This window comes from Shewanella sp. KCT, assembly GCF_007636505.1.
In the GTDB taxonomy this organism is placed as follows: domain Bacteria; phylum Pseudomonadota; class Gammaproteobacteria; order Enterobacterales; family Shewanellaceae; genus Shewanella; species Shewanella halotolerans.
This window is the reverse complement of record NZ_LVDJ01000009.1, coordinates 1-17,868: the sequence shown is the minus strand read 5'-3', so window position 1 is coordinate 17,868 and position 17,868 is coordinate 1. Positions and strand designations below refer to the sequence as shown.

Annotated in this window: 15 protein-coding genes and 1 pseudogene; 3 read left to right on the top strand and 13 right to left on the bottom strand. The window is 57.0% G+C overall.

Annotation, left to right across the window (positions count from 1 at the left end):
- Positions 1–6 precede the first annotated feature (6 nt).
- Entirely contained in the window at positions 7–1,566 is a 1,560-nt protein-coding gene (locus tag AYI87_RS13475; RefSeq protein ID WP_144202836.1) for a flavocytochrome c, read from the bottom strand.
- Positions 1,567–1,761: 195 nt separating this feature from the next.
- Between AYI87_RS13475 and AYI87_RS13470 the strand changes: the two genes are divergently transcribed.
- The gene (locus AYI87_RS13470) at positions 1,762–3,285 is read left to right on the top strand and encodes a sigma-54 interaction domain-containing protein (RefSeq protein ID WP_144202833.1); all 1,524 of its coding nucleotides are present in this window, start codon (positions 1,762–1,764) and stop codon (positions 3,283–3,285) included.
- 136 nt (positions 3,286–3,421) lie between these two features.
- Here the strand turns inward: AYI87_RS13470 and AYI87_RS13465 are convergent, their stop codons facing one another.
- Positions 3,422–4,579: a porin gene (locus AYI87_RS13465; RefSeq protein ID WP_144202830.1), complete on the bottom strand. Its 1,158-nt coding sequence runs from the start codon at positions 4,577–4,579 to the stop codon at positions 3,422–3,424.
- A 314-nt stretch (positions 4,580–4,893) separates the two neighbouring features.
- Here AYI87_RS13465 and AYI87_RS13460 point away from each other — a divergent pair, with 314 nt between their 5' ends.
- Positions 4,894–5,088: a DUF4250 domain-containing protein gene (locus AYI87_RS13460; RefSeq protein WP_258406083.1), complete on the top strand. Its 195-nt coding sequence runs from the start codon at positions 4,894–4,896 to the stop codon at positions 5,086–5,088.
- 31 nt (positions 5,089–5,119) lie between these two features.
- Here AYI87_RS13460 and galE read toward each other — a convergent pair whose 3' ends face one another.
- The 6 genes from galE to AYI87_RS13430 form a co-directional block, all read right to left on the bottom strand.
- Positions 5,120–6,130 carry a UDP-glucose 4-epimerase GalE gene (gene galE, locus AYI87_RS13455; protein ID WP_144202824.1) on the bottom strand — a complete coding sequence of 337 codons (1,011 nt, stop codon included), beginning with the start codon at positions 6,128–6,130 and terminating at the stop codon, positions 5,120–5,122.
- 28 nt (positions 6,131–6,158) lie between these two features.
- Positions 6,159–7,718 (bottom strand): sodium/sugar symporter, encoded by a 1,560-nt coding sequence (locus AYI87_RS13450; RefSeq protein WP_144202821.1) that lies wholly within the window; start codon positions 7,716–7,718, stop codon positions 6,159–6,161.
- Between the two features lie 94 nt (positions 7,719–7,812).
- Entirely contained in the window at positions 7,813–9,006 is a 1,194-nt protein-coding gene (gene galK, locus AYI87_RS13445; RefSeq protein WP_144202818.1) for a galactokinase, read from the bottom strand.
- Positions 9,007–9,065: 59 nt separating this feature from the next.
- Positions 9,066–10,154, bottom strand: coding sequence for a UDP-glucose--hexose-1-phosphate uridylyltransferase (locus AYI87_RS13440; protein WP_144202815.1), 1,089 nt, complete (start codon positions 10,152–10,154; stop codon positions 9,066–9,068).
- A 190-nt stretch (positions 10,155–10,344) separates the two neighbouring features.
- Positions 10,345–10,821 (bottom strand): DMT family transporter, encoded by a 477-nt coding sequence (locus AYI87_RS13435; protein ID WP_144202812.1) that lies wholly within the window; start codon positions 10,819–10,821, stop codon positions 10,345–10,347.
- The gene (locus tag AYI87_RS13430) at positions 10,821–11,357 is read right to left on the bottom strand and encodes a DMT family transporter (protein WP_144202809.1); all 537 of its coding nucleotides are present in this window, start codon (positions 11,355–11,357) and stop codon (positions 10,821–10,823) included. The genes AYI87_RS13435 and AYI87_RS13430 overlap by 1 nt, the downstream gene beginning before the upstream one ends.
- Before the next feature lie 128 nt (positions 11,358–11,485).
- Between AYI87_RS13430 and AYI87_RS13425 the strand changes: the two genes are divergently transcribed.
- Entirely contained in the window at positions 11,486–12,385 is a 900-nt protein-coding gene (locus AYI87_RS13425; protein WP_144202806.1) for a LysR family transcriptional regulator, read from the top strand.
- A gap of 98 nt (positions 12,386–12,483) precedes the next feature.
- Here AYI87_RS13425 and AYI87_RS13420 read toward each other — a convergent pair whose 3' ends face one another.
- From AYI87_RS13420 to AYI87_RS13405, 5 genes and pseudogenes are all read right to left on the bottom strand, one after another.
- Positions 12,484–13,701 (bottom strand): tryptophan 7-halogenase, encoded by a 1,218-nt coding sequence (locus AYI87_RS13420; RefSeq protein ID WP_260865142.1) that lies wholly within the window; start codon positions 13,699–13,701, stop codon positions 12,484–12,486.
- Positions 13,702–13,708: 7 nt separating this feature from the next.
- Positions 13,709–14,071: a tryptophan 7-halogenase gene (locus AYI87_RS21460; RefSeq protein ID WP_260865141.1), complete on the bottom strand. Its 363-nt coding sequence runs from the start codon at positions 14,069–14,071 to the stop codon at positions 13,709–13,711.
- A gap of 110 nt (positions 14,072–14,181) precedes the next feature.
- Positions 14,182–16,350: a hypothetical protein gene (locus AYI87_RS13415; RefSeq protein WP_260865140.1), complete on the bottom strand. Its 2,169-nt coding sequence runs from the start codon at positions 16,348–16,350 to the stop codon at positions 14,182–14,184.
- Positions 16,351–16,697: 347 nt separating this feature from the next.
- Positions 16,698–17,573, bottom strand: coding sequence for a helix-turn-helix domain-containing protein (locus AYI87_RS13410; protein ID WP_011866092.1), 876 nt, complete (start codon positions 17,571–17,573; stop codon positions 16,698–16,700).
- Between the two features lie 35 nt (positions 17,574–17,608).
- Positions 17,609–17,868: pseudogene (locus tag AYI87_RS13405) on the bottom strand (IS4 family transposase); the annotation flags it as partial.

Here is a 17,868-nt window from a genome sequence, read left to right as displayed (position 1 = left end):
CCTGTGCTAAGCCTGTTTTAATTCGATTGCCGCGCTCGCCGCGCAGATACGACCGGCGTTTCTGCCCGTCACCACACCTTCTGCCACGGCGCAGGCGCCGAGACGGCTCGCCCCATGGATGCCACCCGTCGCCTCACCGGCGGCATACAGGCCGTCGATCGGCTCGTTGCTCACCAGGTGCAGCACCTGAGACTGGGTATTCACCTTCACGCCGCCCATGCAGTAGTGCACCTTGGGCCACATACGCACGCCATACCAAGGGCCCTCTTCCAGTGCCATGGCCTTCTGCATGGGGCGACCAAACTCCTTGTCTTCGCCGGCTTTTACCGCGTCGTTCCAGCGCGCCACCTGGGCCTTCAATGCCTTGGCGGGGATCTGATACAGGGCCGCTAACTCTTCTAATGTGTCCGCCTTCTGGATCACCTTGTACTTGAGGCCCCACTCCAGGGTTTGGGCCTGGGCCGCGCCCTTGGCATTAGTAAAGCCCACGGGATAGACGGGATTACCCTGGGCGTCACGGCGGGTCATGATGGCGTCGGCGCGAGCCTTACGGTCGGCCAGTTCGTTGAAGAAACGCTCGCCGGTACGCACATCCACCACTATGCCGCTGGGATAAGTGGCGATGGTGTTGAACTGAGAGGCGGTGCCGAAGCCCTTCTCGTCCGGTGATGCCCAGGGGCCGAGCTGGATCTGGTCCAGATGGATCGGGTTGGCGCCGATCAACATCATCTGCTTGAGGGCCTCAGAAGTCGCGCCGGGATGGTTGGTCGAGTCGAGATCGCCATTTAATTCAGGCTGCTGCATCTGACGATACTCGAGATCCCGGGAGAAGCCGCCGGTGGCCATGATCACCCCTTTGCGTGCGCCGATAAGATGTATTTTACCCGTGCGCTCCTGCGGGAAATAATAGCCATCGCGAACTTGGACACCGATCACGCGACCCGCCGGATCTTTCACGAAAGATTCGAGCTTAGTCTGATTTCGCATCTCGATACCATGCTGCTTCGCCGCCTTGATCAGGGGGCGAATGATGCCGGCGCCTGAGCTCTGCACCGTCTGTAACACGCGCGGCAGCGAGTGGCCACCGAAGTGCTGCACAAAAGGCTTCCACTCGACGCCATAGGCCTCCAGCCACTGGCAAGACTCGGCGGTGCCGTTACACACCAGCTTGAGCATCTCGACATCGTTCATGCCGCGACCCGCCTTGAGCATGTCGGCCACCATGGTATCGACCGAATCCTTGATCCCCTCCTTAGCCTGCAACTTAGAACCGGCCACCGCCATGGCGCCGCCATTGATGGTGGAGTTGCCACCAAACACGGGCATCTTGTCGATCACCATGACGCTGGCACCGGCCTCTTTGGCCTGCAGCGCCGCCGACATGCCGGCGAAACCGCTTCCAATCACCAAGACATCGACTATCTCGTCAAAATGGGGCGGTTTATCGCCACTACACTCGGCCGCCTGGGCGCTCATGGCGCCCAGTCCCGCCACACTGACGGCCATCGCGGCGCCGCCTTTTAACAGCTGGCGACGACCCGGGCTTATCAGATCTTTCTGTTTCATTTTTAATTTTCCTTTCGACCATTTGAGCAAAGTAGAATCGGGGGAATTCGCCTCGATTTCATGCAGATAAGATTGCACCCGGCATGCCAACTACCTAAAAAGAGGGGGATAAGGAACAATTTATGAAGGGGGGCACAGAATCACGAAATATGATGATCTACAATCACGAAACTTCGTGATCACCGTGACATTTCAATGCAAAAACAATTCTATTTCGAAGCCACCCAGCGCCTGTGCAGCAGCCTGGAGCTGGAGCAGTCCCTGCGAGCCTACTTCGAATATGTCAGGCAACACCTGCCCATCGACGGCATCTACCTCAACATCTACCGCCCCGAATATGGTGACATCCAGTTTCTGGCCCATGTGGATGAGGCGCAGACTACGGCGTTGAATAAACAGGTGAAGATCTCCGCCGAGATGCAGGCCCTGCTGAGCCAGCCCGACCGTCCGGTGATCCGCATCATCAACGATCTTGAGCACGATCAGGTGACAGGCTTCGTCGCGCCTCAGGTGATCCCCAATATCCAGTCGGTGATTCTGCTGCGCATGCTCAGCGGTAACACCCATCTGGGGGTGGTGGGTTTCTATGCCAAGCAGAAGGCGCAGTTTTGTCATCGCCACGCCGAGCTTATCGAGCCCCACAAGGACACCCTGTCGCTGATCACCGCCTTTAATCTCAAGGGGCGTAATCTGCTCAGGGCCAATCAAGCGCTCACCCAGCAAAACCGCCTACTCAAACAGGCCTTCAATCCTTGCGGGGTAATAGGTGCCGACTCTGGCCTCAAGCGAGTCATGACCCAAGTAGAGGCGATCGCCAAGCTGCATACCAGCGTGTTGATCCTGGGGGAAACCGGCTGTGGTAAGGAGGTGATCGCCAACGCCGTTCACTGCAAGTCACAGCGGGCCGACAAGCCCTTCATCAAGGTCAACTGCGGCGCCATCCCAGAGAGCCTCATCGACTCTGAGCTGTTTGGCTATGAGAAAGGCGCCTTCACCGGCGCCGAGCAGCGTAAGGCTGGTTTCTTCGAACAGGCCAATGGCGGCACCATCTTCTTAGACGAGATCGGCGAGCTGCCCCTGTCGGTACAGGTACGGCTGCTGCGGGTGCTGCAGAACGGCACCATCACTCGAGTCGGCGGTTATGACGCCATCAACCTAGACATTCGGGTGATTGCGGCCACCCATAGAAACCTGCAGGCCATGGTGAAGAAGCAGACCTTTCGTGAGGATCTCTGGTATCGCCTGGCGGTCTTTCCCATCGAGATCCCTTCGCTACGTCAGCGCCGCTCGGACATCCCCCTGCTGGTGCAGCACTTTATCGAGGTACTGGCGGCCAAGTTTAATCTGAACAAGCTACCCAGAGTCAGCAGTGAACAACTCGACAGCCTGAATCACTACCACTGGCCAGGCAACGTGCGTGAGCTGATCAACGTGCTGGAGCGGGCCATGATCGAAACCCCAGAGGGACCGCTCAACTTCAACCTGACTCAGGTGGACAAGGTGGAACCCGCGGCCAACGGCAAACATGAGACCATCATTATCGATCCCAGTCATGCCAGCGATAAACTGGTGCCCCTGGATGTGATGGTGAGTAAGTATATCGCCCATGCGCTGCGGATCACCGGCGGTAAACTCTATGGGCCGGGCGGCGCCGCCGAGATGCTAGATATCAACCCCAATACCCTGCGCAGCAAGATGAAGAAGCTGGGACTGTGCTAACTGCCAGTGTTAAATGCTTGGTGCTTAACACTTGGTGTTAAGTGCTTAGCGTTAGAAGCTGGCGCTAAGCCTTTAAATATCAGAGACAAAAAAAGCACTCCGAGGAGTGCTTTGAACCTTGCAGGGAACAATCAAACTAGAAGAAGTAGCGGATACCGACGGCGTAGCTGTTGTCTTGTGCCGCCTCGAAGCCCTTGTCATCCATGTCGCTGAAGTCGAACTTGGCTTCGGCAAACATCACGGTATCTCGGCTGTAGCGATAGTGCAGGCCTAGCACGGCAAACTGACGTGTCCAGTTACCCTTGATGGCCGTGGTCTCGTCGGTATCCAGATCTTGATAAGAGATCAGGAAGCTAGGCACGAAACCATTGTCATAGTGGTAGGCCACCAGGAACTCGGCGCCGGTAGAGTCATACAGCTGACCGGCCACCAATTCGTTTTGCTTGCTCTGATGGGCGTTGAAACCGACATAGAGCCCCTTGGCGTCGCGGCCCGGCGCATACTGGTAGAAGGAGCCATACTGGGCGCCGATACCTATGATCTCGTTGGTATCATCGACGCTAACTCCGGCCAGCTCACCCTCGAAATCGCCGCGGTTAAAGCCGGCAAGTACCTTAAACTTATCGGTCACATGATAGGTCAGGTTGGCGCCATAGCTGGTGTCGAAGCTCAGGTGAGAGCCATCGTCCACCGCCTGACCATTCTTATCAAACAGGGCGACGTCACCATTTTGCTTGGCGGCGTATTGCAGCGCGATATCCAGATCGCCGAAGCTGTTACGATAGATGAAGGCTGAATCGGCGCGACCCGCGCCCGTTAGGCCACCGTCACCGAAGGTATAGGCGCCAACCGAATAACCGGTATAGACGTTGAGCACGTCAGTGGTGTAGGCCACGTCATAGTAGGCACCCCACTGCTTACCAAAGCTCAGGCTACCCCACTTGGCGTGTGATAGGCCGACATAACCCAGACGGTTAAACAGGAAGTCTGAGGTCTTCTGCGCGCCCAGCTGGCCGCCCACATATTTGAGCGAGTCGTCGCTGGTGACCATGTTGATGCCCCACTCAGTGTGAGCGAAGCTGCGCCAGCCGTTCTTCTCCTGACGGTCAAACCGGAAGCCGACACGCGAAAAATTATCGACCACGGCGGTGTCGTCACCATCGTTAACCGCGGCGAAACCTAGCCAGCCCATCATATTCAGAGCATTGGTTTGATCCTTGTACAACTCGATAGCCTGCGCCGAGCTGGCCATCAATACAGATGGGATCAACAGAGCCAATAACTTCTTATTCATCACATTTTCCCTTTATCAGTGTTTACGCTGTTTTTTGTTAGCTTGGGTATTCCCAATGACCTCTCTCTACCAGCAGCTAACGTGCCAGCACTGGATAAAAGGGCTGTATCGACAGGAAGTTAGAATAAGATCAAACGTTCACGAAATATCGTGATACGTCATCACTAAATATCGTGTTAACAGTTAAATATCGTTGTAAATAGCTATGGAAAGAGGTGTCATCAAAGGGCAGAGCCGAGTAACAGCGCCGTTGTCAGCCCATAAAAACTGGGCTAAACCTATAACAGATGCATACTCAGATGCAGGAGGACGAGATGGATTACCACTTAACCCAGCTAAGCGGCGATATTTTGGTGGGCATAGTCAACGAGCAGCTCAGGCTGAACTGTCATGACAAGCAGGACCTCTTCTACCAGCTGGACATTCCCAGTGCCCAACTGGAGCAGAAGCTGGCCGCCTCTGGGTTCGAATATGACCCCATCAGCAACCAATACAAGGCCTGTAAATAGCGACTAACCTGCCAGCGAGTTAAGAAGCTGTTTAGCTATATCCCTGTGGATTACGACACTGCCAGCGCCAGCTGTCTTGCATCATCTGCGTAAGATCTCTCAACGCCCGCCAGTCGAGCTCCCGGGCCGCCTTATCTGGGCAGGCATAGCTGGCGGCGATATCCCCAGGCCGGCGCGGCGCCATATGCAGCGCAATTGCTTTACCGCTCGCCTGCTCGAAGGCCCTAACCATCTCAAGCACAGAATAGCCCTGCCCCGAACCCAGATTAAAGGTATGACAACCCGCCACCCCATGTAGCCGAGTCAGGGCCGCCAGGTGCCCCTGCACCAGATCCACCACATGGATATAGTCGCGCAGGCCTGTGCCATCGATTGTGGCATAGTCGCTACCAAACACCGACAGATAGGGGCGGCGCCCCATGGCGACCTGGGTGATGTAGGGCAAGAGATTATTGGGCTCCCCCTTGGGATCTTCGCCAATCAGCCCGGACTCGTGGGCGCCGACTGGATTAAAGTAGCGCAGCAGGATCACGCTAACATCTTGGCGCGCCCTGGCCCACTCGGCGCACATCTGCTCCACCACCAGCTTGGTCTGACCATAGGGGTTAGTGCTGGAACAGGGCGCCGCTTCCGTGATGGGCAGCGGTGGATTGGCCCCATAGACGGTGGCCGAGGAGGAGAAGACCAGGGTCTTCACCCCATGGCGGGTCATGGCGCTTAGCAGGCGCATGGAGCCGACCACATTGTTATCGTAGTATTCCAGTGGCAGCCGGGTCGACTCCCCCACCGCCTTGAGCCCGGCAAAGTGCATCACGGCATCGATATGGTAACTGGAAAACAGGGCATCCAGCGCCCGCTCGTCGCGAATATCCCCCTCGACGAAGATGAGTTTAGCCGCAGTGATCCGCTCGACTCGCACCAGGGACTCAAATTTGGCCCGTGACAGGTTATCCAGCACCACCAATTGATGCCCGGCGCTCAGCAGCTCGACGCAGGCATGGGAGCCGATATAGCCCGCGCCCCCTGTGACTAAAACGTTCATCTTTTCACCTTTCATCTGCTGTAATGCCCTACCACCAGGTGACGTAGAGGAAGTTGAGGATCACCACCACCCCCAGGGCACTGAGATTGAAGGCTCTGCCCGTCTTGAAGCTGACGCCGCCTAAAGCCACACTCGCCCCCTCTTCCAGTGAGCGCCCCATGAGGGATACCAGCACGCTAAGGACCAGACAGAGCAGGAACACCAGGCCGATGCGATCCATGAAGGGCAGCTCGGGCCAGTAGAACCTAAGGCCGAAGGAGAAAATAGCCGAGCCCAGCGCCGCCGCCAGCGCGCCTTGAGAGGTCGCCCGGCGCCAAAACATGCCCGTTAGGAAGATCACCACGATCCCTGGGGTAAATACCCCCGTAAACTCCTGAATATATTGAAAGGCCTGCTCGAACTCACCCAGCAGCGGCTGAGCCATCGCCAGGGCGATCAACAGGCTTATCAAGCTAGACAGCCTGCCCACCAACACATAGTGCCCCTCGGATTTGGCCGGGCGCATCATGGCATAGATATCCATGGTGAATATGGTCGAGATACTATTGGTCATGGAAGCCAGTGAGGAGACGATGGCCGCCACCAGCGCAGCAAACACCAGTCCCTTCACCCCGGCGGGCATCAGGGCCATCATGGAGGGATAGGCCTGATCCGGCGACTCCAGACCGGGATAGAGGAGCACGGCGGCGATCCCCGGCAGCACCACGATGAGCGGCATCAAGAGCTTGAGGTAGGCGGCAAAGGCTATTCCTTTCTGCGCCTCGGCCACGCTCTTGGCCGCCAGGGCGCGCTGTATGATGTACTGATTAAAGCCCCAATAGCTGATGTTCATGATCCACAACCCGCCCACCAGCACAGAGATCCCCGGCAGGCTCATGTAGTGGGGGTTACTCTGACTCAGGATCATCTCGAAATGTTCCGGCAAGGCGCTGGAAAGCCTGTCGAACCCGGCCCAGACGCCCTGCCCGTCCGCGACCTTCTCCAGCGCCAGATAGCTGAGCAGCAGGCCGCCGAAGATCAGCAGCACCACCTGAATGATGTCTGTGTAGGCCACCGCCTTGAGGCCGCCATAGAGAGAGTAGGCCAGGGAAAACAACGCCAGCAACACCATGCCATAGAGCCAGTCGATCCCCGCCACCGTCTCGATCGCCAGGCCGCCAAGCCAGAGTACGGCGGTGAGGTTGACCAAGATGTACACAGACAACCAGAACAGCGCCAGTGTGGTCTTCACCCGCTTGTCGAAGCGCTGCTCCAGGTACTGGGGCATGGTGTAGATCTCGTTCTTGATGAAGATGGGCAGCATATACTTGCCCACCAAGATCAGGGTGATCGCCGCCATCCATTCGTAGGAGGCGATGGCCAGGCCGATGGCATAACCAGAGCCGGACATGCCGATGATCTGCTCGGCGGAGATGTTAGAGGCGATGAGGGAGGCGCCGATCGCCCACCAGGGCAAAGCCTTGCCCGCCAGAAAGTAGTCCTTTGTGTCTCGCTCATAACGTTTGTCCTGGCGGGAGATCCACAGCGCCAGCCCCAGCAGCCCAAGGGCGTAGACCAGCAAAATGCCAATATCCAGTGTCTCTAACATAGTCGTCTTCTCTTATTCTTATCGTTTTCTATGGCGGGCCCCTGGCCCGCCCCCAAACAGGCTTAAGCGCTTAAGCCTTTAGGCGCTTAGACGCTTAGGCGAAGGCCCCCGCCCCGCTTTGGCACAGATAGATATCCGCCGTCAGCCCTGTCCTTGCCTGATAGTCGGCGGCGATTGTCTCGCGCACCTCGGCTATCTTGTGCTCCGGTAGCAGGGCGACCACGCAGCCACCGAAGCCGCCGCCTGTCATGCGCGCGCCGCCATCCATGCCCAGCACCTCGCTAACCAGTGCCACCAGACAGTCCACCTCTGGGGTGCTCACGGCAAAATCATCTCGCAGCGAGCGATGAGAGGCGGCCATCAGATGGCCGATGCGGGCGCTATCGCCAGCGCTTAGCGCCTCAGCCATCTCAAGCACCCGGGCGTTTTCACTCACCACATGGCGGGCACGCCGAAACAGGGTAGTCTCCAGCGAGGCTTCTGCCTGACACAGCTGCTCGTAGCTCACCTGCCGCAGCGAGCTCACGCCGAAATACTGCGCCACTTTTTGGCACTGCTCGCGCCTCAGGTTATATTCGCTGCCCACCAGCGCCCGCTTCACGTTAGAGTTGATGATCATCAGCCTAAGCCCCTCTGGCAGCGGCACCTGATTGATAGCAAGATCGCTACAATCAAGCAGCATGGCGCGCTCCGCCTCTCCCATCGCCGAGATCAGCTGATCCATGATGCCGCAGTTACAGCCAACGAACTCGTTCTCCGCCTGCTGGCCCAGCTGCGCGGCTTTTATGCCGTCGATCTTAAGATCGAACAGCCCGGCTAAGGCCTTGATTAGCGCCATCTCAAGAGACGCCGATGAGCTCAGCCCAGCTCCTTTAGGCAGATTGCCAGTGATCATCAGGCTAGCGCCCCTGAGAGGTGGCTGACCCGTCTCGGCCAGATAGGCGCTTAGCATCTTCACCGTACCGCGCACATAGTTGCTCCAGGGCGAGACGCTATCCATTGGCATCTGCGCCATTGCCTGGTCATCGAGCGAAAAGCTAACCTGCTCGTTGTCCATGTCTCTCGCCACCACTTGGATCTGCGGCTCCTCTCTCGGTAACGCCGCCACCCAGGTGCCCCTGTCGAGCGCCACTGGTAATACCCAGCCCAGGTTGTAGTCGGTATGATCGCCTATCAAATTGACCCGCCCTGGGGCATAGGCCATCAACGCAGGTTCTTGGCCGAAGGCCTGGGTGAAGGCCTTCATCCAGGCGTGAGTAAGGGCTTGAGTTAGCTCGCCATTTTTCATCTTTCTTTCCTTTTCTTTAAAGCCTGGCTTTATCTGTGTTTTTATTGGCTCTGCTTGTCTTAGCTATTCTTGTTGTGGCTGTTCTTGTAATGGCTACTCTTGTAATGGATTGAGGATTGTTCCCTCAGGCGCGCGGCGGCCTGCTCTGGGGTGATGTCCCGCTGGATCTCGGCCAGCAGCTCGTACCCCACCATGAATTTTTTCACGCTGGCGCTACGCAGCAGCGGCGGATAAAAATGAGCGTGCAGGCACCACTCGGGGTGGTCCTGGCCATCAAACGGCGCGCCGTGCCAACCCATGGAATAGGGAAAGGCGCACTGGAATAGGTTGTCGTAACGCACGGTAAGCGCGCCTATGATCTCCCCCAGGCTTTCACGGGTTTCGGCGGTCAGCTCGGTCATGCGCCTAATATCAAATCTTGGCAGCACCAGAGTCTCGAAGGGCCAGCTGGCCCAGTAAGGCACAAGGGCCACCCAATCATGGTTGCTCACCACAATGCGCACTTCTTGCTGTAGCTCGCGCTCGACATAGTCGCCCAGGAGATTGCCGTGGTGCTGCTGGTAGTAGTCCGCAAGACGCTGCTGTTTCGTCGCCACCAAGGTAGGAAGATGGTTATGGGCCCAGATCTGCCCATGGGGATGGGGGTTAGAGCAACCCATGGCGGCGCCCTTGTTTTCAAATACCTGCACCCAGAGATACTTCTGCCCCAAAAGCTCGCTCTGACTCTGCCAGGCGGCGATCACCGCCTGCATCGCCTCGGGGTCGAGCTGCGCCAGCGTCAGGCTGTGATCCGGTGAGAAGCAAAGCACCCGACTCTCCCCCTCTACCGTCGCGAAGCGAAACAGCGGGTCCTCCCCCTGAGCCTTGGGACCGTCACTATTGAGGGCCGCGAAGTCGTTTTGAAACACGAAGGTGGTGTCGTACTTGGGGTTTTGCTCGCCATTGATGCGTTTATTACCAGGACAGAGGAAGCACTCGCTGTCGTAGCTGGGCGCCGTGGTTAGATCCAGCGCCTCGGTCTGTCCCTGCCAGGGCCGCTTACTTCTATGTGGTGACAGCAACACCCACTCGCCGGTGAGGGGATTGAAACGGCGATGGGGGTGTTCATCGGTTGAAAACTGCGGCTTAGCCTGGGTCTTTTGAAACATAATAGCGATCTACATCCTTGGTTCTTAAGTGATCGCTATGCTCGGCCAGTTGCCCTTTACAGTCATTCCTGAAAAGGGGCTTTTATTTCCCATTTTCTTGCTTCGCCGCGAATTTAAGCTTTCTCAAACTCGCCGGCGCTGAAGACCATTAGTCTTTAGCTAGCACCTCCCCAGCCTAAAGTATTTCCAATCACGTCTTTTCTGACTTAAGCGGCTGATTATGAAGCTGCTGCTTGGGACTGTTACTACGCGCCTCCATCCGGCGAAAAGCCAGCACGCCGGCGAAGATGATGATCACCCCCAGCAGCTGCAGCGGATTGACCACCTTGACCACAAGGTCGAACAGCACGCCGCTCAGCAGCTGACCCGAGATCACCAGCAGGCTGCAGAGAGTCGCGCCGAGCCTTAGGATAACCAGGGTATTAAGCACCACAAATACCGCGCCCACGACGCCGCCAAGCCAGGCATAGAGGGGGGCATCGAGCAGGCTTGCGATGGGCGGAGTCGGCATCAATACCAGCAGCAGACTCAAGAAGACAAAGCCCACGCCATGGTTCCACAGCGAGGCATAGTAGGCATCGCTCGCCTGACCCAGACGACCGTTGAGGATGCGACACAGGCCGATACAGACGCCGTTAAGCAGCGCAAGCAGAAGAAGCGTTAGCATTACGCGCCCTCCTGAGCCAGCAAGACAACAAGTGCACCCAGGGCCATCACGGCCAGAGATGCGCCCTGCCCCCAATTTAGGCGGCGCCTCGCCATGCCAAACAAGCCCAGGCTATCGCACACCAGACCGAAGAGGATCTGCCCCGCCATGATGAAGGCGATGCTGGCGCTCAGCCCCAGGGCGCTGTTGACCGTCATGGCCCCTAGTACCACGGTGAAGGCGCCGGGCAGCCCGCCCAGATAGGCCCACCAAGGCGCTGCACCGTTGCGCCTTGTAAGGGCAGCTTGTCTGAGGCGCACCGCGCCCAACAATAGGAGCGCGACTAGTGTGCCGACCCCATGGGCCACCCAAGAGGCCAGCAGCGGCGAGCCATACTTGGATAGTTCGCTGTTTAGGGCGATCATCACCGCCAGGGCCACTCCACCCAGCAGCCCAAGCATCAGGTTCAGTGGCGTGCTTGCCTGTGGCTTAAGGTCAATGTGAGCCTGGCCTGTCGGTTCTTGTGGCATAAGTTGTGGTATTAGCTCTTTCGTCATCGTCTCGTTCCACGCTAAGTAGCGTCTTATTAGTCATCTTAATCTCGATGGCGCCACTTTAATCTGTTTCTATAAAATAGATAATCCGTTATATTCGAAACTCTTTGTTGCCATGATGAAAACTATATATGGACATCTACGCCAACATTCCCCTGTTTGTCTCTGTGGTCGAGCTGGGCAGTTTCTCCGAGGCCGCACGGCGTTTAGGCATTAACAAATCGGCGGTGAGTAAGCGCATCAGCGCCTTAGAGCAAGCCTTAGGGGTCAAGCTTATTCAGCGCACCACCCGCAGACTGCACCTCACAGATGCCGGCAGGCAGTATTATGAATATGTGCACCAGGCCGCCACTCTGATGCAGCAGGCCCAGGATGCCCTGGCCAGCCAACAGGGGGCAGTTCAGGGCAGCTTAAAGGTGAGCCTGCCCAACGTCTTCGGTCAGCGTCATATCGCGCCGCTGCTGAGCGAATTTACCCGCCAATACCCGGCCATCAACTTAAAGGTGAGCCTGGACGATCGCGTGGTGGATCTGCTCAAAGAGGGCCTGGATATGGTGGTGCGAATAGGCGATCTGCCAGATTCTAGCCTGGTAGCGGTAAAGCTCGCCCCCTGTCACAGCCTGCTGTGCGCCTCCCCCGACTATCTTGCGCGCCAGGGCGATCCCAGAAGCCTTGCTGAGCTCAGGGGACACAACTGCCTCTTCTACTCCTACTTTCGCGGCGGACTGGAGTGGAGTTTTGAGCGGCGCGGCGAGGTGAGCCGAATCAAGCCCCGGGGCAACATCAAAGTGAATAACAGCGAGGTGATCCGCCGCCTGCTGCTCGATGGCATGGGGATCGCCCTGATGCCCAGGTATCTGGTGGAAGAGGAGTTGGCAGCGGGCACCCTGGTGCCAGTGCTCAGCGATTACCAGGCGCCGACACATGGCATCTACGCCCTCACTCCTGAGCGGCAACATATGCCCGCCCGGCTCAGGGTGTTTATCGATTTTCTCAAGCAGGCGTTGGCAGAGCGCGGCGCGAACTGGTAACACCTTTCCAGCCTTACCTCACTTTAGCCTGACCTCGCTTAAGCCTGATATTCGGCCTGAGAATAGCCCTGAGACTAAGCTTGAGATTAGCCCTGTGATTAGCCCTCAGTTAACGCCCGGATAAAGGCCCTGTGATCCGGCAGCTTCTGCGCCAGAAAAGCCTTGGCGTGGGCGATCTTATCCAGCTGCGCCCTGGCCTGCTGGCGCGCCGCATCATCGAGCGCCTTGGGCAGGGTACTGAAGCCCATGCCATAGAGCAGATAGAGGTAGTTATCCACCCCAAACACCTCGAACTGAGAGAAGAAGTCATCGGGATGGGGCGTGAAGTGTTGCCACAGGGCGAGTCGCCGAGACAGCTCCTCGGATGTTGGCTGGGCGCCCAGATGAGTACGATAGTCGCGCCAGAAGGCGGAGTCGCTACGATCCGACAGCTGATAGTGCAGCGCCACGAAGTCGATCACCGCCTGCCAGGCGTGGCCGACGATACGGTTAAACCTGGCCTCAAGCACAGGCAGTGTCTCACTGTCTGTGGGGAATTTTCGTGCAAGTAGTGACGCGGCGAAGTCGGTTAGCAGGATAGAGGTCGCCTCCAAGGGCTCGAGGAAACCCTGGGCCAACCCAAGCGCGACGCAGTTGCCCTGCCAGAACTTTTGCAGATGCCCTAGCCGCATCGTAAGGCTGCGAAACTCGCCGTCACTTAGCAGCTCGTCACCCAGATACCGCTTGAGCTTCTGGCGCGCCTCATCGTCGCTCAGGTAGCGGTCGCAATAGACCAGCCCCACGCCTCGCCGCTTGGGCAGGGCGATATCCCAGATCCAACCTGCCTGATGGGCGCTCGCCTGGGTATAGGGCGGCAGCGGCGCATCGGACGCGCTGGCCACTTGAGTCACTAACGCCTTATTCATCCAGAGCTTATCTGCAAGGGAGGTAAACTCGACGCCGAGGGCTTTCTCCATCAAGAGGCCACTAAAGCCTGAGCAGTCTAGATAAAAGTCGAAACAGCGGCGACCGCCCTCTCTCAGGTGCAGCGCCACTATCTTCTTATCATTTTTACTTTCATTGCCCTCTGTGAGCATGTCCGTTTCTACACAGTCCGTCCCAAGCCTGCCCGTCTCAACTTCGAGCAGATGATCCTGAATATGCTCGACACCGAAACGCTCCATGGCGTTCTCCCTGAGCAGCTCGGCAAATTTGGCGGCATCGAAGTGATAGGCATAGGCGTGAGCTCCCTGATAGGGCGCGGAGGCGAGCGTCTTAGGCGCCTTTTGCGCCTCGCAGCTAAAACTCTGGGGCGACAGGGCCTCATCGAACCCCATGGGGTTCTCACCCTTTGCGAGCCCGTCGAGCCAGAAGTCGCTGAGATCCGCACCAAAGGGACTCGGCGTGATGAAAGGCGCTCATCTCGCTGCCAGGCGTGCGGTGACGCCAGTTGATGAACTTGATCGATTGCTTGAAGCTGGCATCGCAGCGCCTGAAAAGCGCCGTCTCCTCAATGCCGAACGCCTGCAGGGACTTGCGGATCATAGGCACAGTGCCTTCGCCCACTCCTATGGTGGGGACATCGGGCGACTCGATAAGGGTAATGCTCACCTTAGGGCTACGTCCCTTGAGCGCCAGCCCCAGATGATTGGCGGCCAGCCAGCCGCTGGCGCCGCCACCGACGATGGCAATGGATAAGATGCTCACAGCTAGGGCCTCCGATATGGGCTAAGGCGATCTAAACCTGACGCACAACCAGTTTAAGATGCACCCTTCCGCCTCGTTGCGGACAGAAAGGCGCTATTGGCAATGACTGTTTAGAGTGATAGCGACACAGGTCCCTTGCCGTCCCAGCTGAACTTCTGCTCCTTGCCATCTGGCTGCTGAACGCTGATCTGATAGGCATCATCGCCCTTGGCCTGAGTGCGATTGACGCAGAGATCTACCTTACTGTTGAAGGCGCGAATCCCCCTTAAACACATGTTATTCCAACCGGTCGGCAGATAGGGGGCGACCTTGAGGCGATTAAAGCCTGTAGGTTCCATGCCGAAGATCCCCTCGGTCACGACCCGGGCGTAGAGGGCGCTCTCGGCCGAGAGGTGACGCTGATTACCCTCAGGCCAAGCCTCGACCGCATAGGGCACATGCTCGCCCAGCAGGCGTTTGCGCGAATAATACTTAAAGTAGCGCATGGCGGTGTCTGTCTCCTGGGCGCTGAAGATCCCCCTGAAGGCATACAGGGTTGCCCTGTCCCAGAAGGTTTTGTTGCCCGCCTCGCTGTAGATCCCCTCTGGGCTCCACAGGTAGTCCGACAGCAGGGCATCCAGGGTCGCCTGCTTACGGTCGAAGATACCGAAGGTGAGCGGCAAGGCGATCCAGGCTCTCAGCTTGTCGTTGCCCAGATAATACTGATAGGTATCGAACCCCTGCACGGTCGCGCCAAAATAGGCCTCGATGGCGGCCTTAAGCGCCTCGGCTCGCTGGCGATAGTCGCTGGCTAGTTCAGTGCGGCCCAGCTCCTGATTCAGGTAGGCCGAGGAGATTAGCGCGCCATAGGTCAGCATGTTGGTGCTGAGATTCACCTCTCCTGCGGGGAAACGTCCCTCCAGCTCATCGCTGTCGGAGGCTATTACGCCATCTTGGGTCTGCTTCTTGTAGCTAAAGTCGATACACCAGTCGATGAGAGGCAGGAGCTCACGGGCCTGCTGCTTGTCACCATAGGCCAGGGCGAAACGGCTGGCACCATAGGCGATCATGGCACAATCGCCCCTGTCACCGGCGCCGTTCCAGTAATCGTCACCCTCGGCGATGATAGAGGATGGGATCGCCCGGCCCTCATCGTTCATGTAACGGGCAAAGTGGGCGAAGCTGTTGATGGCCGACTCGTTGCCGCGTTTATCCCCCAGGAAGGGGAAGAAGGGGTTGATATATTCCGCCTGATCGTTGGCCCAGATCGCCGCGTAGTAGCGACCGCCGCCGGGGCCATGCATCAGGCCGCCCTTGGTCCTGAAGATAGACTCGGCGCTGCGCAGCTTGGCAAACTCGAACATCTTGTTGAGCACAGGATCTGGCGTCTCTAGGCGAAGGTTTTGATTCAGCTCTGCGACATAATCCTTACGTGCGCTTATCTCCTGAGCTGGCGTTAGCTCTTGTGCCGGCGTTAGCACGTTCGCTTGAGTTAGCGCCTGGCCAGGCCCCGCCTCACCGGCTTGCCTGTTGGCTCTGTGGGCCTCGAAAGTCACGAAGAGCTCCAGGTCGCTGCCGGGCGCCAGACTATACTGCCCCGCCTTATCGCTGCTGGCTTGGATAAGATAGCGGCCATAGACCCCCTTATCCGCATCCGTCTCGACCTTATAATTTAAAGGCTTAAACTCCAGCACGACGGTCTGCTCGCCCTGGTTAGTAAACCGCAAGCGCTCGATCATCTTAGGCCCTGTGGTGCTAGGTGACAGGGTACGACTGAGACTCACCTTGCTGCCCTGGGCATCGGATAGCTGGCTGGTTAGATTCAGGGTGCCATCTATGGTCACACGCGCAAGTGACTCTTTCGCAGGCGGCTTACCGCCAAGCATGATCTCAGGCGAGACGCTGAGTGGAAAATCATGGATCAGGCTGGCATGGGTGTCGTTAGGAATGGTGCGCAGCATGGGCCAGACCAGCTTACGCTTCAGAGTCAGCTGTCCCTGCTCGTCGCTGCCGTAATAGATGATGGCCGAGATCTGCTCGCCGCTCATCTCGATATGATCTTCATGCTTGTCCTGTACCTGCCAGGTGATCCCCTCATCGCCCAACTGCCAACGGTCATTCAGAGTATTGGCCAAGTCGTTTAACTGCACCTGATCGTTTAACTGCACCTGATCGTTTAACCGCATTTGGGCCTGAGGGGCTTCTGGGGCGACTTGCTGCTCGCCTGAACGGGGCGCTTGATGAGAACAGGCCGATAGGATGGAGATTGCGCATGCCGATAATAAAATGCTTTTTTTCATACTCTTCTCGGTATTAATAACGTTTTTATCTTGTGTCATTCGAATATTTGGCTGCTTATAAAATCAAAATATAAAATAAGCCGATAAGGCTTAACCCAATAATCAAAGACACTCGGTTATTACTATTCAGTATTATTTTTTATAAGTGGCTCGTGCCGATAAATATCCAAGAAAATAGATACTCTTGTTAAATAGCCTTATCTATTTACCCGCCGAACCTTTATTTGCTGCGCCTATGTTGATTAGCCAGTCTGGACGGGCTAAGCGCGAGCGCTTTACAGATTGAAGCACGCGAGCGCGGCAACAGGCTTACTAAAAAACAATGACACTTTCTCGAAAAATAACCCTCATCCCACCCGGCGACGAAACTCCAGCGGCGACATGTTGAACTCGCGCTGAAAGATGTCATAGAAGCGGCTCACCGAGCCAAATCCCGCCTCCAGCGCTATGTTCAGCACAGGATTCTCGGTATCGATAAGCAAGGCTTGGGCATGCTGCAGCCGTAGCTGGTTAATATATTGTTTTATTGAGACTTTCATTACGCGATTGAAGAGCTTCATCGCATAGTTCTTGTGCAGCCCGGTGGACATGGCCACATTCTCTATGGTGATCTTCTGATCATAGTGGTCGGCGATATAGCGCAGCATGGTCTGGATATGATTAAGCCCGCCAAACACAGGCTTGTCGACCCCATGACCGCTGCGATGGGCCAGATTAAAGGTGCTGTAGTGCTCTATCGCCATGCGGCGGATACGGTTGCGGATCTCGTTGATCACCTGACTGGCGAGCAAGGGCTCCTGACTGGCGATATCCGCCTCCCAGATCTGTGTCAGCTGGCGATCGCACACATAGAGGCTGTCCGACACCATCACCTCGCCGTGGAGCAGCTGGCTGACAAACTCCCCCGGCAGCATCCAGGTGAGGAAGGCCTGCAGCGGAATGTAGATATTGACTATCTCACCGTCGCCATGACAAGCGGTCATCTGATGGGGGATCGAAGCCCAGAAGATGATCATCCGCCCCTCGGGCACAGAGATCTCCTGACCGTTAATCAAATAATCGGCTGAACAATCAAAGAGGTAGTTAATCTCTATATGGCCATGCCAATGGCTGTGGGCCATCACCTCTGGCCGCTTGCGATGAAAGCCAAACTTATTGTCCTGCGCCTGCGCCGTTAACGGACTGGCTTCACTAAACGAAATTTTCTCGACCCATTCGAACATAAGGATAACCCCGGTTCTGGAGGATCCCCTCATAATTAGGGCCTCCCAGAGGTGTTAACCAGTTTAAGAAATTCACCCCAAGCCCAGCGAAAATGCGATTCTTTGATTGAGTATTCCGGACGTCGTCTCACTTCTTTGCCGAGCCGGAGCACAGATAGCACGTTTCTGTCACGTATCGTATTGGCTTGAAACCTCCGCTGCCATCCCAGATGCCTGGCTGCCAGACCGATGCACCAAAGCAGGATTTCTGCCAACAAAGCTATCAGCAACAACACATCATAACGGCGTGGACAAC